We start from the raw sequence: 13831 nt of genomic DNA, 5'->3' as shown, positions 1-13831 counted from the left end.
TTAAGGGGAGATTTTCCGGTTATTCACAGAAAACTTTACCTTTTTCGCGTTTTTTGTAGTGATAGGCGGAATTTCTCCGTCTATTTCTGCCCTTTTTAATAATAATTATGAAATAAGCGAAATTTTTCCGTCTATTTATCAGCTAGGCTTCTTAGCCTAATTCACAAACTGATATGTGGGGAACTCTTGTCATAGCCCCTAGACTAATTGTGCACGTAATTCTATCATTATGGAAATTACGGATAGAATAATAGAATAATTGTGCCCATTTTTTCTATTAGAAATCGATTTAAGGTAACAATAAGCAAGTCAAACAGAAAATCCCAAGTGAATTGCATCTTCACTTGGGATTTCTTTTTATAAATATGGACTCTCATGCTTCGCCTTAAGCATATTCCAGCGTCGGTCTACTTCCTTATCAAACAAATCCAGCATATCTTTACTATTTTCATTGAGTAAATGTTTCGTTTTACCCATCAGCTTCAACCATTCAGATACTGCTAATCGCTTATTTTTTTCTTCTGGATTATAGGTAACTGTTGTAATGCCATGCTCCACTTCATAAAGAGGGAAGAAGCAGGAGTTGACAGCAGCTTCAACAATCGTTTGTCCTAATTCATCCTTTGATTTCCAGTTCAATGGGCAGGTGATTAAGATTTTTCCATATACCAAGCCTTCATTGTTCGCATACCATTGTGCTTTTGCGGCTTTCTTTAAGAGGTCGCGGTCAAACGCTTCTGTACCTGTAAACACATATGGGATGTGTGTTGCAGCCATAATTTGAGCAGTGTCCTTATGATGGAATGGCTTTCCATTTTGGAACCCGCCAATGTTGGAAGTACTCGTCATATGTCCCATCGGAGTGGAATAAGAGAGTTGACTTCCTGTATTCATGTACCCTTCATTATCATACTCAAGGATAATCATTTTATGGTTACGTAAAGCCGTGCCAATCGCAGGGCCCATTCCAATATCCATTCCGCCGTCACCGGTAACCATCACAAAAGTAAAGTCATCGCTTAGACCTAGTTCTGCCAGCTCACCGCGTCTTTTTCTTTCATGGAACATTTCTACGAGACCAGAAAGGGTAGCTGAGCCATTTTGGAAAAGGTTATGGATGTAGGTGGCTTTATGAGAGCTATATGGGAAGCCTGTAGTGACCACCATCGCACAACCAGTATGGAACAATGCGACAATATCTCCCTCAATTCCTTTAAAGAACAATTCCAATCCAGAGAAGATGCCGCAGCCTGGGCAGGCACCGTGACCGGACGCAAGGCGTTTTGGTTTCTTCGTTAAACTCCGCATCGGCGGAATTTTCACTTTTAACTCACCCGTTTTCTCATCAGGAGTTACACTGATTAAACCGGTTTTCAAGTCTTCTTTTTTCAATGGATTTAATACACGTTTTGGAGCAGACTCTAGTGTACCTGGATTATGCCCGAAGTAGTCAAATTGTTTATCTACAAAACCTTTCTCACAAGCTTCAAGTGCCAGCTGGAAAAAGTGTTCAGCATCATCCGCATAAAAGTCTTTTCCGCCTAATCCGTAGATGCGGTTGATTACTTTTGTATGTGCATTCCCAACCGTTTGCAAGGCTGCTCTTAATTCGAGAGCCATGTTGCCGCCATGCGCACCGTAAGAGTCTGCACGATCGCCGACAGTAACGGCCTTGATATTTTTTAATGCTTCCGCTAATTGTTTTTGAGGGAAGGGACGAATCATATTTGGAGAAATCACTCCAGCTTTTATACCCTGTGAACGAAGCCGGTCCACCACATCTTTACAAACCTCAGCTGCAGAATTCAACATAAATACTGCTACCTCTGCATCCTCCATACGATATAAATCAAGGATTGGATATTCCCGACCAGTTAATTCAGCATATTCCTTCGAAATTCGCTCGAATACCGCTTCCGCATTGTACATCGCTTCCGATTGTTGATAGCAGTTATTAATGTAATCCGGTTCATTCATATAAGGACCAATGGTAACGGGATTCTCACGATCTAAGGCATGAGGGAAGTCCGCATTAACCTCCCCAATAAACTTTTGAACATCACTTCTATTTTTGATTACCTGTACCCGGCGTTTTTGGTGGGAGGTGAAATAGCCATCAAAAGAAACGATAACAGGCAATCTCACGGCAGGATCTTCTGCTAGTTTAATAGCAAGGATGTTCATATCATAGACAATTTGCGGATCACGGGCCATCAAGATTGGCCAGCCGGTATTTAAACCAAAATATAAATCAGAATGATCTCCATGGATATTCAATGGACCAGAAACAGAGCGGTTCACTAAATTTAATACCATGGGAAACCGGGTTCCGGATTGTACTGGGAGCTGCTCTAACATATAAAGAAATCCATTGGCGCTGGTTGCGTTGAAAACTCGTCCGCCGCCAGTGGAGGCACCGTAACAAATACCAGCAGAACCATGTTCTCCATCTGCAGGAATCAAAACGATATCATGTTCACCCCTAGATTTCATGCCATCAAGGAATTGAGCGACCTCTGTGGATGGCGAAATAGGGAAGTATCCCATAACATGATAATTAATCTGATGGGCAGCAAAGGCCGCCATCTCATTGCCAGATTCAAAGACAAAACTTTGCTCAACTGTTCCTTTTTCAGTTGTGAGCTTTTCCTGATTTATTTCAATGGACATAGAATCCCGTCCTTTCCGTTAGTTTTGAGTGACCAAATCAAATAGATGGGGTACACGGTTTTTGTCCGCATAACCGTCATTATATTCTCTTTCTCCTGAAAGCGCTTCCACCGGACAAGCAGTGACACATTTCAAACAGCCCTTACAGTATTGATAGTCAATTCCTTTAAGAAACATTTGCGGACGTCCTTTTTTGTCTGCTTTTTCTTCCCAAACAAAGCAAAAGTCCGGGCAGGCTGTATCACAAGCAGCACAATTAATACATTTATCTTCGTGAAAATGGGGGAGCATACCGGCACGTGAAATGCTTAAATCCTTTAATATGCTGTTACCTGGATTGATGATCATCCCGCCAATTGCTTGAGTTTCGTAACCAAGAACAGGTACTGGTCTTGTAAAAGGGATAGGTTCCATCTCAGAATCAGGAAGGTAGGTTTTAAATTCTACTTCACTAAATCCTCGGTCAAATGTTCGAATATTTGGTTCAACCAGGTGCGGGTATTTCTTTTCAAATGTACGGCGTATCGTTTGTTTCATTGATTCAGGATCTAGGAAGTCCAATATCCGATAAAGCGCCCCCAGCATCGCCGTGTTTGCTTTTGTTTGTTCTTCTAATGCAATTCCAGTAGCATCAATAATGGCAATGGTTCCGCCCGTAATTTTCATGAGTTTTTTCAGTTCGTCAGGGGATTTTTGTGAGTTTACTAGGATTGTACTGTCTGGATAGATACCACTTGTACAATCGATGGTTTTGAACAGAGCATCATGGAAAATGCCGACAACATGAGGACGTTCTATTGGTGTGGTGTCGCGAATGTTTGTTTCCGGTGCACAGAAACGTATGTGTGCTTTTACAGGGGAGCCTTTTTTCTCTGAACCGTAAGAGGAGAAACCGACTCCATTTAGTCCGTTTCCAACAACGCCATCCTCAGAAAGCATTTTTCCAGCCAGATTCGCTCCTAATCCGCCAATCGATTCAAGACGGATTTCAAAAAAACCTAACTCATTTGTTTTTGGCAATTTTGACAAAAGTATTCCTCCTATCTGTGAAACGGAGTATTAAATAGAATATTATAAATATTCTATAAATTATTTCTATTGTAACAGGACACCAAAACAATTACAACAGATTTTTCTAATGAAAGATATTACCCCATATGGTGCCGGAGTTATCGTTTGAATAGAATCCTATAAGAATATATGTGATATAGTACAGATTGCATTTTGTTATATAACAATTTTTGGGAACAGGTGAGTAAAGAAAAACAAATTAGGGGGGAGTTGTTTCTAGGTCACTTGAGCCCAGATCATACATATACTGTGAAAGAGAAAAGGGAAGTAAGAGGGAATATAGATTTCTCCAAACCTGTTGTGATAGTTGTGTATATAGTAAAAAGTTTATTCGAACAGGAGGGGATGTTTGTGAAGTTTACCATACAATATATACCGTTAAAAAAAATTAAGCCAAATACATCGCTAAAAATTACCGAACATATCAAGAAACTTCAAAGGTTGATGTGGGATTGTATGTTTGTATTGGTTGTTAGGAAAAATCGGAAAGATAACAACTATACCATTATAAGCGGGCAGGATCGCTATGAATCGCTTAAAAAACATACGAAAAGTATTTATGCCCCTTGTATCGTCGATAAGAGTTCTCCTTCTGGAAAATTATCCTGGTACCATCGTTTACGAAGGAAACAACCGCTGGATGATTTTCCATTAATGCCCTCAAGCTGGTCCATCGTACGGTCTTTTTTAAAACAAGAACCTCGATTTAAACAATTGTCACGGTCTCAACAAATCAGAGTTCTTCTATTAGCTGCACATTATAAAAAAACGGTTATTTTTTCCATGAAAATGACCGTAGATGATATTTTGAGAGAACATTAGTAAAAGGGGGTGGAAAGTGCCACCCCCTTTTTAATTTTCCTGAAGGAAAAAATACAAAAACAAATGAACCAGGATCCCTGCGCCAATCATATTGACCCAGTTAATGACGTATTTATTTTCTTTCGGTTGAATAACGCCCATCGCAACAATATTCCAGAATATTTTCGAGTCACGCCATCTTTTCTTCCCGGTTCTTTCTTTTTCACTATTCTTTCGGTTTTCTTTTTTTACCCAAATATATACGATCACAACATCAAGTACAGCGCCAATCGAAACAGCTATCAATACGGTCTCATTTGATATATTAAAGCGTTTTTTCTTTGATTCTTCTTGTCTAGCTTCTACTTTTTTTTCGTGTTTTTCTAATTCTTGTTTAAATGTCGTATCAGGTACTTCAACGCTTGACTTACTAGGCTTAAAGTCTGCCAATGAAACTGCTAGTATCATAGAGATCATTAGCAATAAATATACAGTGAAAAATAAAACAGTTTTATTCGTTGATTTTTTCATCTAATCACCCTGTTTTACAAGTTTAACTGCAATTTTATTTTACCATAATTATCCATAATAGTTAACTGATTCGCTTCTTTTTACGCGGGTTAATTGTCCCATAATAAAAAGCCGATTCTCTAAAAAACTAGAGAGATCGACTATTAATATGGAGGTTAGACTTCTTTTGCTAATTCCTGCAGCCTATTTTTGTCCACAATCTTATAAGAACGTGATTGCTTTTCAATAATCTCTGCGTCGCATAATTGAGCTAGAACATGAAGAAGATGGCGGTAGGAAACACCAAGATATTCACAAACTTCGGTGTGTTTTTCCTTGTAGATATCCTGGTCTGCTGATATAAGGATAAAGGAAGCAAGACGATTAATCAGCGGAAATGCTTGATTCTCTGCATACCTCGATGTAAAGGAAGTCTGCTTTTTACTTAAAAAGATGCATAAATATTTTAAAAAAGTTGCATCACTTAATAGTTTATCTTTACAGGCATGAATGGGTATGGCAAGACAAATTACCTTTGTGGCCGCTTGGATCCCTCTGGAATAACGTTCTTCATTTAATAATTCAATTTCACCCATGAAGATTGGAGGATGCAAAAAATTGAGGAGAGACACATTTCCATTTTTTTGAGTAACGTATAATTTTGCCTTCCCCTCAACGAGATAGAACATATAGTCAGGATAAGTGCCTTCCTTAAAGATAAATTCACCTCGATCAAACTGTACCACTTGGATATATGGGTTAATCGGAAAGGAAAAAAGTGATTGAATAGGGTATTTTTCAATATAGAAACTTCGCATTGGTTCAATTAAAAATTGCATTTCTTCCTCCGTGAAAAAATATGAGATATCTCATATAATTGTATTTGTTTCCATGCTATGATGCAAAGGATATGGAGGGGTCGATCTTGAATAATCAACAAACACTTAAACAGCTAAGTAATCCAAAAAAATTAATAATGAGTAATCAACGGTGGATGTCACTGAATTTCTTTGTATTTTTCTTAACATGGGGAATTTTCTTACCATATTGGACTGGATGGCTCGTGCAGGGTAAAGGACTCAGTGTTACTGAAGCGAGTATCATTATGGGATTTGGATTAGTAGCACGAGGGGCATCATCGCTTTTTGTCTTTCCGCTGGCATCTAAATTTTTGAGCAGTCAAACTGTTATTTTTGTATTGACACTTGGCTCACTTGCTGCTGCAATCCTTCATATACCATCTTCATCCTTTGTTACACTTTTTATTGTTACCTTATTTTTCAGTGCCGTTTTCCCACCTTTGCTTCCAGCACTTGATACAGCAGCAGGGAACTTGGTTCAACAAGGCGACGTTAATTATGGAAGAAGCAGATCATACGGTTCTATTGGGTTTATTGTTTCAGTACTCATCATTAGTATGTTAACAGGGTTTTTCGGGGACTCTGCCATCTTAAGCAGTATGATAATAGGGCTATGTTTCATGTTACTTATGCGTCTTCTTCCGACACCAGCAATATTAGCGGTAAAGCCGACTGTGAAGGATCGCAGGGATTCCCTAACATTTAAAAGTTTATGGCAGGTAAAAAGTTTTCCAATAGTGCTGCTTAGTGTCATTTTACTGCAAGGAGCACATGCATCATATTACAATTATGGCTATATTTATTTGCAGGATTTAGGTGTGAATCAATTTTATATTGGAATCATTATCAATATTGCCGTGATTTTTGAAATTATTTATTTTTTGAAGGCTGATCACATGTTTACCAAATGGAAGCCTTCATCATTACTAATTCTAGCGGCTGCAGGTTCCACTTTACGCTGGGTACTCGTATTCTTGTTCCCGAATGTATGGGTTTTTATGATTTCACAAAGCTTGCATGCACTGTCGTTTGGTGTTGCCCATTATGCTTTTATGGTTTATATCACCAAAAATTTGCCAAAACAGCAAATTCCAAACGCACAAGGAATCTATTCAGCGCTGGCTTTGAGTTTCAGCACCGCTGTGTTAACACTAATTGGAGGCTTTCTATATGAAATCTCTCCAAATCTTTCATTCATAGCTATGATCATCTGCACGGTTCCTGCTATATTGATTTTGGTAACGACAAGGAAGAAGTATCAATATTAACAAAATACTGTTCCGTTTTAGATGCTTTATTTTTAAAAGAAACAAAGAATTGACGTATGAATGGGCATACGTCTTTTTCTTATCTATAGGGCCTAGGGCCAAGAGTGGCCGCAATGATATCTGTTGGGGGGATGAGGTTAAGCTCCTGAGCTGGTAAATAGATGGAGAAATTCCGCTTATCTCATAATTTTTATTAAAAAAGGCTTATATAGACGGAGAAATTCCGTCTATTGGTTCAAAAGACGTGAAAATGTTAAAGTTTTCTTTGGATAACCGGAAAACCTCCGATTATTCCCCGCAAAAAGTGCTCAGTTTTGCATTTAACCGGAAAATCTCCGTTTATTTCCTACAGGATTCTGATGGGCACATGCCATCTTACACAATGAGTGACCTTTTTCAAATGGGTACCTATTCTACCTTTACTTTTATCCGATCCACTGCATTATATCCATAACCATTTCTATTCCAAACCGGTTTCATTGGCTGTGTTCGACCATGAGAGTCACTTGCTCTTGACATGATGGAATACATCCCTTTTTTGGCTGCCACCCAATCATACGTCCAAGAAACCCAGCTGTAATTTGAACTATACTGACTCAGTTTTCCCTCAACCCAAGTATCGCCATGATCCGTACTAATTTCAACTTTGCTAATTTTACCTTTCCCAGTCCAGGCAATACCTTTTATCACATGGGTGCCAGTATTCAACTTAGCCATATCTAACGGTTTTTGAATCGTTGAATTTACATGAATCGTGGTGACCGGATATGCACCATTGTCATTGTCCTGATTTGGATAATATTGATAGTCAATACTTTGAAAGGGGCCGTTAAAGTCAGAAGCTATAACACTTATCTGCTTAATCCATTTAACAGAAGCCATTCCATACCACTGAGGAACAATTAACCTCAAGGGATGACCGTGTTTAAAAGATATTGGTTGATTATTATATTCGTAGGCAATGATCGTATCAGGATGTAAGGCCTTTTCTAGCGGCAAACTCCTTGCATATGAAAAGACTTTGTCTAAGTCCGATCTTTCTCCAAAGTCATATCCTTCTACCACTACTTCTTTGGCTCCTTTTTTTAATCCTGTCACTTCGAGCAGACTACGTAAAGGAACACCTTTCCAGACGCCTAGGCTGATAGCACCCTTTTTCCATTGTTCTCCAAACACCTTGGGTTCAAATAGACTACGCTTATTTCCCGAGCATTCAAGGACGATTTCTACTGTTCTCGACGGTAATTGAAGGATTGTTTGCAATGATACTAGTATGGGGTTCGTAACTAGACCATTTATAGGAAGGAAATAATTTGAATAGGCAAGCTTTGGATAAGAAAAGTGGTTGCGCCTATAAAATAGATGTTTTGGGATACTATCACTCTCCATAAATTGAATGGGTGTTTCTTGATTTTCAGGTTGCAGGCTTCGTGTCACTAAGTAAGGCTTCACAACATGATGTTTTGGATCCTCCATAAATTCCTCCTTATTATCAGAAATAATAATTAATGTATGCTTTATGTGCATGAATTAGGATTCAATACAGATTATGAGAAGATCGTAAAGGCAGCTGTCCCTTGGACAATAATATAAGAAACTATTAAAATAATAATAATAAGTAAATCATCGATAGAGAAAACAGAAATGGAGAGGTCACTTTGAAAAGGTATAAAACATTATTGTTTGATGTAGATGATACTTTATTAGATTTTGGCGCAGCTGAAAAATCAGCATTACAGCTGCTTTTCGAAGAGCAGCATATTACACTCACATCTGAAATGGAAGAGCAATATAAAAAAATCAATCAAAATCTCTGGAGAAGGTTTGAAGCAGGAGAATTGGACCGGGATGAGGTTGTAAACACACGCTTTTCTCTATTATTTAAAGAATATGGAAAAGAAATGGACGGGGAATTACTAGAAAAGAAATACCGGAGATACCTTGAACAAGGTCATCAATTGGTAGCTGGAGCATTTAATCTGATTTCTGAACTTAATCATGATTTTGACTTGTATGTTGTCACGAACGGTGTGTCAAAGACACAGTATAAACGATTACGGGATTCAGGTTTATTTTCATTTTTTAAAGCTATATTTGTATCGGAAGACACAGGTTATCAGAAACCAATGATAGAATATTTTGATTATGTCTTTTCAAGAATTCCTAATTTCAGGGCAGAAGAGGCACTGATTATCGGCGATTCAATAAATGCCGACATTAAAGGAGGAGAGTTGGCTGGGTTGGATACTTGCTGGTTTAATCCAAATTCGAAAGTAAATCATACAACTATTACCCCAACCTATCAAATTCACAATCTTTCAGAGTTAAAACAAATAGTAAGGGTCAAAAATGTAATCTAAGAAAAGTGGGGCCAAGAGCATGGAATTAACCTATGAAATCATATACGATGATAAGATTGAATGTTGCCGGGACTTATGCAATGAACTGATGGCATTCCAAAAGTCTAAAGCTCATATCTATCCTGAAATGTTTGATCAAATGAATTTTGACACCCGGATGGTTCCTTCCGTAAAGAAGGCAATACAGAATTACACGGTAATCGTAAAAGATGGAGAGAAGATTGTCGCCTATGTCTATTCGAATATTTCTCCAAAGGAAGTTTATTCAAATGATTTCGCGACTTTTTTTGATTTATCATCTGTTCGTAAAAAGAATGTAGGATGTCTTTCGCAATTTTATATTAAAGATGAATATAGACAGTTTGGGATTGGTTCTAAACTGTTTAATATGTCAATGGAGTGGCTGAATCAATTCAATGATATCGAGGACTATTTTATCTTTGTCTCAAATGGTAATGATAACGCCCTGGAATTTTACAAGCATAAAGGATTCTCCGTAAGTCATACAATTTTGGATGGATTTATTACTGTGTTACGAAAATAAGGGTCCATTCATCCTAAGCTCACCTAGGATCAAAATCATCTTCTACTTCTCAAGTCTTAGAAAAACTTACTACTTCAGCACCTTCTGATTAATTTATATTTCTACTATACTTGCATTACCTAATATAATGGAGTGAGAAGTATGACTGAATCAATATTATCCCTGATTAGAGAATGGGGGATATGGGGAGTGTTTATTTCCTTATTTATTGAAGGAAGTGCACTTCCCTTTATCGGCTCGTTTATTATGGTTACAGTGGGATTTATTTTAGATTTGACCTGGTTCGAGATGATTTGGATTTCTTTAGCAGGCAGCTTCTTATACGCGATAGGGAGTTGGATACCCTATTTTATTGGCTATAAATTCGGTAGTTCGATAGAAGACAGGTTAAGTAGTACCAAAAAAGAAAAATTAACAAAGGCGAAGAAAGCCTTTAGCAAGAATGGTGTATGGAGTGTTGCCATTTCCAGTCCGCTTCATTTAGGGAATTTTGTTCCTTTTTTAGCGGGGATGTCACATATGAATCTTCGAACCTATACACTGCTTACAATGATAGGAATTGCTCCATCCACTTTTCTATTTCTAAGTATAGGTCATTTTTATCCAGGTGATATTGGTAAAGTTATGAATATCGTCAAGGATTATCAACTAATAATATTTTTTATATTTATCTTCATCACATTGTTTTATCTGGGTATTAAATTAAGGAGTACTCGCCAGCAAAAGAAACAAAACGTGATGAGTTAAATCCATTTACACCTGAAGGGGTGTTTTTTCTTTTACTTTAACGTAGTCTATTGGAAATATATAGGTTAAAACTTCCTAACCAATAAACAATCAATTATAATTTTTATGAATGGAATGTATTAGGAGTGTAAAGATGAAAAGTATTTCGATTTTAGTTGCAGATGATGAAGAAGAAATTGCCCATTTAATTGCGATTCATTTAGAAAAGGAAGGGTATCGTGTTATTAAAGCGTTTGACGGTGAGGAAGCATTAGCAGCAATCCAGACTCAATCGATTGATCTAGTCATTTTGGATATCATGATGCCAAAAATGGATGGTTATGAAGTAACCCGTCATATCCGTGAGCAGCATAATATGCCGATCATATTCTTGAGTGCTAAAACATCTGATTTTGATAAAGTACATGGACTAGTGATCGGAGCAGACGATTACATGACGAAACCCTTCACTCCCATTGAATTGGTTGCCCGTGTAAATGCACAGCTGCGCCGGTTTATGAAATTAAATCAACCGAAAGTGAATCCTATTTCTGGTTTAGAATTTGGCGGATTGGTTATTTCTCCGGAACAAAGGACCGTTACTTTATATGGTGAAAATATTGACCTCACGCCAAAAGAATTTGATATTTTATATTTATTAGCCCGGCAGCCAAAGAAAGTGTTCAGTGTTGAAAACATTTTTCAACAGGTATGGGGTGAAGCATACTATGAAGGAGCTAATACCGTAATGGTCCATATTCGTACACTGCGGAAAAAACTAGAAGAAGATAAACGGAAGAACAAGCTAATTAAGACAGTGTGGGGAGTCGGGTATACATTCAATGGTTAAAATCGTACGAAGTTTCCGGTCAAGAATGGTTCTTATATTTGGCTTAAGTATGATACTGTCTGCAGCCATTACATATATGATTTTTAAAGGGCTGCAATGGTACTACCATAATTGGGTTGATTGGGGCGACCCTTTGGCAGTGCTCCGGCTGTTTATAAGTAGAATAGGTGATATTAATTTCTTTTTAATGTTTTTTATTCCACTTTCTATTCTTTTTTTCTATTTACTTACAAAGCCTTATACTGCGTATTTTAATGAGATTTCAAATGGAATTCACAATCTCGCGCGCGGTGATTTTAAACATCGGATTACAATTCTGTCCAATGATGAATTTACTGATATTGCCCATGATATTAATCTTGCAAGCGAAAAATTAGAAGAAGCCATACGGAGAGGTGATTTTTCGGAAAGCAGTAAGGATCAGTTAGTCGTTAATTTGGCCCATGATTTACGGACACCGCTTACCTCCGTTATCGGTTATTTGGATTTAATCCTAAAGGATAAAGAGTTGACTAAGGGAGAACTCGAACATTATTTAACTATTGCCTATACGAAATCACAGCGATTAGAGCGATTGATTGATGAGTTATTTGAGATAACACGAATGAATTATGGAATGTTACATATTGAGAAAAAACACCTTAATGTAAGTGATCTGCTCAATCAATTAAAGGAAGAAATGTATCCCGTCTTTGAAAGAAATGATTTGACAGCTCGTACCAATATCGAGCCTTCACTAACTATTTTAGGTGATGGAGAACTGTTAGCACGTGTATTTGAAAACCTATTAACCAACGCAAACCGGTATGGTGTTGATGGTCAGTATGTCGATATTAACGGTTTTATTGAGGAAGAAGAAGTGGTTGTTCAAATTGTTAATTATGGTGACAGCATTCCTCCTAATGAAATTCCCCATATTTTTGATATGTTTTATACCGGTGATAAAGCTCGTTCTCATCAAGAGAACAGTACAGGTCTAGGTTTGTTCATAGCAAAGAATATTGTCGAGCAGCACAATGGGACCATTTCGGTAGAAAGCAGTTTAGTTCGGACAGTCTTTGAAGTTCGTTTACCGCACGAGAGTATGGTATTGACTTAATCAAATTGAAAAACTTAAGAAAAATTTAAACTTTACCCCACTTTTTATTTAAATAGTTTTTCCTATTCTAATACCAAGATAGAAATAGGAGGATATTTAAGATGAAAAAGTGGGGATTTTTATTATTGCTTGCCGTAGGCATGGGAATTACGATAGCAGATCGATTAGAAACTTTTAAAGATAGTATTGAAATTAAACATATCGAACCAGATTATAGATTGGATGAAGGTACTCATTTGGTTGGGATTGGAGACGAACTCGTTTATCAAGGAAATTTACTTTTGGTCAACAAGGAGCATCCTGTCCACGAAGAGAGTATTAAATCAGATGTCGTGAATTTAATGGAAAACAAGGAATTAACAGAAGGATATGGACTATTAGATAGTGAAATATATTTATCAGAAGAAGTTGCCTATGAGTTTTCTAAGCTGGTCAATGCTGCAGAAGATGAAGGGGTCCGATATTTTTCTGTTAACAGTGGATTCAGGGATTTTAATGAGCAGAATGTACTTTATCAACAAATGGGTGCAAGCTTAGCTTTACCAGCAGGACATAGTGAACACAATCTAGGGTTATCATTGGATGTAGGATCGACTCAAATGAAAATGAGTGATGCTCCCGAAGGCAAATGGATTGAAAAGAACGCTTGGAAGTACGGTTTTATTTTACGCTATCCAAAAGATAAAACCCATATTACCGGAATTCAATACGAACCATGGCATATCCGCTATGTAGGTCTGCCGCACAGTGCGATCATAGAAGAGAAAGATTTTGCTTTAGAAGAATATATCGACTATCTAAGAAAAGAAAAGAATATATCTGCTATTGTTAATGGACAAGAATATACCATTACTTTTTATCCCATTGAAACTAGTAGTGCCATCAAAGTATCGAAGAATAGTGTGTATGAGATTTCAGGAAATAATATTGATGGAGTTATTGTGACTGAATTGAAATCATAATCAGGTGAGAGTAATTTAGCATATGCGAGAGTAAATTCAGCTTATCCGAGAGTATTCATAGCTTATCCGAGAGTATTCATAGCTTATCCGAGAGTATTCATAGCTTATCC

General features: G+C 37.4%; 13 protein-coding genes. 8 read left to right on the top strand and 5 right to left on the bottom strand.

The genetic code is table 11. From position 1 onward, the window contains the following. Positions 1–357 precede the first annotated feature (357 nt). The gene (locus SFC47_RS23555; protein WP_411256987.1) at positions 358–2670 is read right to left on the bottom strand and encodes a thiamine pyrophosphate-dependent enzyme; all 2313 of its coding nucleotides are present in this window, start codon (positions 2668–2670) and stop codon (positions 358–360) included. An 18-nt stretch (positions 2671–2688) separates the two neighbouring features. Further along, a complete protein-coding gene (locus SFC47_RS23550) occupies positions 2689–3699 on the bottom strand; it encodes a 2-oxoacid:acceptor oxidoreductase family protein (protein ID WP_411256986.1) in 1011 nt (336 codons plus the stop codon). Between the two features lie 393 nt (positions 3700–4092). On the opposite strand from SFC47_RS23550, the gene SFC47_RS23545 reads away from it, so the two are divergent. Next, on the top strand, positions 4093–4563 hold the full coding sequence (locus tag SFC47_RS23545; protein WP_411256985.1) for a hypothetical protein: 471 nt from the start codon (positions 4093–4095) through the stop codon (positions 4561–4563). 30 nt (positions 4564–4593) lie between these two features. Here SFC47_RS23545 and SFC47_RS23540 read toward each other — a convergent pair whose 3' ends face one another. Beyond that, entirely contained in the window at positions 4594–5073 is a 480-nt protein-coding gene (locus SFC47_RS23540; protein ID WP_411256984.1) for a hypothetical protein, read from the bottom strand. 155 nt (positions 5074–5228) lie between these two features. Then, a complete protein-coding gene (yeiL, locus tag SFC47_RS23535; protein WP_411256983.1) occupies positions 5229–5891 on the bottom strand; it encodes a transcriptional regulator YeiL in 663 nt (220 codons plus the stop codon). 137 nt (positions 5892–6028) lie between these two features. Here yeiL and SFC47_RS23530 point away from each other — a divergent pair, with 137 nt between their 5' ends. Further along, positions 6029–7180: a 3-phenylpropionate MFS transporter gene (locus SFC47_RS23530; RefSeq protein ID WP_411257021.1), complete on the top strand. Its 1152-nt coding sequence runs from the start codon at positions 6029–6031 to the stop codon at positions 7178–7180. 408 nt (positions 7181–7588) lie between these two features. On the opposite strand, the gene SFC47_RS23525 is transcribed toward SFC47_RS23530, so the two are convergent. Continuing rightward, positions 7589–8656 (bottom strand): sulfite oxidase, encoded by a 1068-nt coding sequence (locus tag SFC47_RS23525; RefSeq protein ID WP_411256982.1) that lies wholly within the window; start codon positions 8654–8656, stop codon positions 7589–7591. Between the two features lie 182 nt (positions 8657–8838). On the opposite strand from SFC47_RS23525, the gene SFC47_RS23520 reads away from it, so the two are divergent. The 6 genes from SFC47_RS23520 to SFC47_RS23495 all read left to right on the top strand — a co-directional run bounded on the left by SFC47_RS23520 (position 8839) and on the right by SFC47_RS23495 (position 13721). Continuing rightward, positions 8839–9540 (top strand): YjjG family noncanonical pyrimidine nucleotidase, encoded by a 702-nt coding sequence (locus tag SFC47_RS23520; protein ID WP_411256981.1) that lies wholly within the window; start codon positions 8839–8841, stop codon positions 9538–9540. Between the two features lie 19 nt (positions 9541–9559). After that, on the top strand, positions 9560–10084 hold the full coding sequence (locus tag SFC47_RS23515; RefSeq protein WP_411256980.1) for a GNAT family N-acetyltransferase: 525 nt from the start codon (positions 9560–9562) through the stop codon (positions 10082–10084). Between the two features lie 141 nt (positions 10085–10225). After that, positions 10226–10831 (top strand): DedA family protein, encoded by a 606-nt coding sequence (locus SFC47_RS23510; protein ID WP_411256979.1) that lies wholly within the window; start codon positions 10226–10228, stop codon positions 10829–10831. Positions 10832–10964: 133 nt separating this feature from the next. Next, complete coding sequence (gene vanR / locus SFC47_RS23505) at positions 10965–11660, top strand: vancomycin resistance response regulator transcription factor, VanR-F/VanR-M family (protein ID WP_411256978.1); 696 nt, start codon at positions 10965–10967, stop codon at positions 11658–11660. Continuing rightward, on the top strand, positions 11653–12759 hold the full coding sequence (locus SFC47_RS23500; protein ID WP_411256977.1) for a sensor histidine kinase: 1107 nt from the start codon (positions 11653–11655) through the stop codon (positions 12757–12759). Before vanR ends, SFC47_RS23500 begins: the two co-directional genes overlap by 8 nt. A 101-nt stretch (positions 12760–12860) precedes the next feature. Beyond that, a complete protein-coding gene (locus tag SFC47_RS23495; protein WP_411256976.1) occupies positions 12861–13721 on the top strand; it encodes a M15 family metallopeptidase in 861 nt (286 codons plus the stop codon). Positions 13722–13831: the final 110 nt, after the last annotated feature.

The sequence above is a fragment of the Neobacillus niacini genome (assembly GCF_046591715.1).
In the GTDB taxonomy this organism is placed as follows: domain Bacteria; phylum Bacillota; class Bacilli; order Bacillales; family Cytobacillaceae; genus Neobacillus; species Neobacillus niacini_L.
Note: the sequence above shows the minus strand (reverse complement) of the source record. Positions and strands in the feature narration are given on the sequence as shown.

Coding starts and splice junctions, on each gene's coding strand:
- SFC47_RS23555 (WP_411256987.1), bottom strand. CDS start 2,670: ATGTCCATTGAAATAAATCAGGAAAAGCTCACAACTGAAAAAGGAACA.
- yeiL (WP_411256983.1), bottom strand. CDS start 5,891: ATGCAATTTTTAATTGAACCAATGCGAAGTTTCTATATTGAAAAATAC.
- vanR (WP_411256978.1), top strand. CDS start 10,965: ATGAAAAGTATTTCGATTTTAGTTGCAGATGATGAAGAAGAAATTGCC.
- SFC47_RS23500 (WP_411256977.1), top strand. CDS start 11,653: ATGGTTAAAATCGTACGAAGTTTCCGGTCAAGAATGGTTCTTATATTT.
- SFC47_RS23525 (WP_411256982.1), bottom strand. CDS start 8,656: ATGGAGGATCCAAAACATCATGTTGTGAAGCCTTACTTAGTGACACGA.
- SFC47_RS23540 (WP_411256984.1), bottom strand. CDS start 5,073: ATGAAAAAATCAACGAATAAAACTGTTTTATTTTTCACTGTATATTTA.
- SFC47_RS23510 (WP_411256979.1), top strand. CDS start 10,226: ATGACTGAATCAATATTATCCCTGATTAGAGAATGGGGGATATGGGGA.
- SFC47_RS23515 (WP_411256980.1), top strand. CDS start 9,560: ATGGAATTAACCTATGAAATCATATACGATGATAAGATTGAATGTTGC.
- SFC47_RS23530 (WP_411257021.1), top strand. CDS start 6,029: ATGAGTAATCAACGGTGGATGTCACTGAATTTCTTTGTATTTTTCTTA.
- SFC47_RS23495 (WP_411256976.1), top strand. CDS start 12,861: ATGAAAAAGTGGGGATTTTTATTATTGCTTGCCGTAGGCATGGGAATT.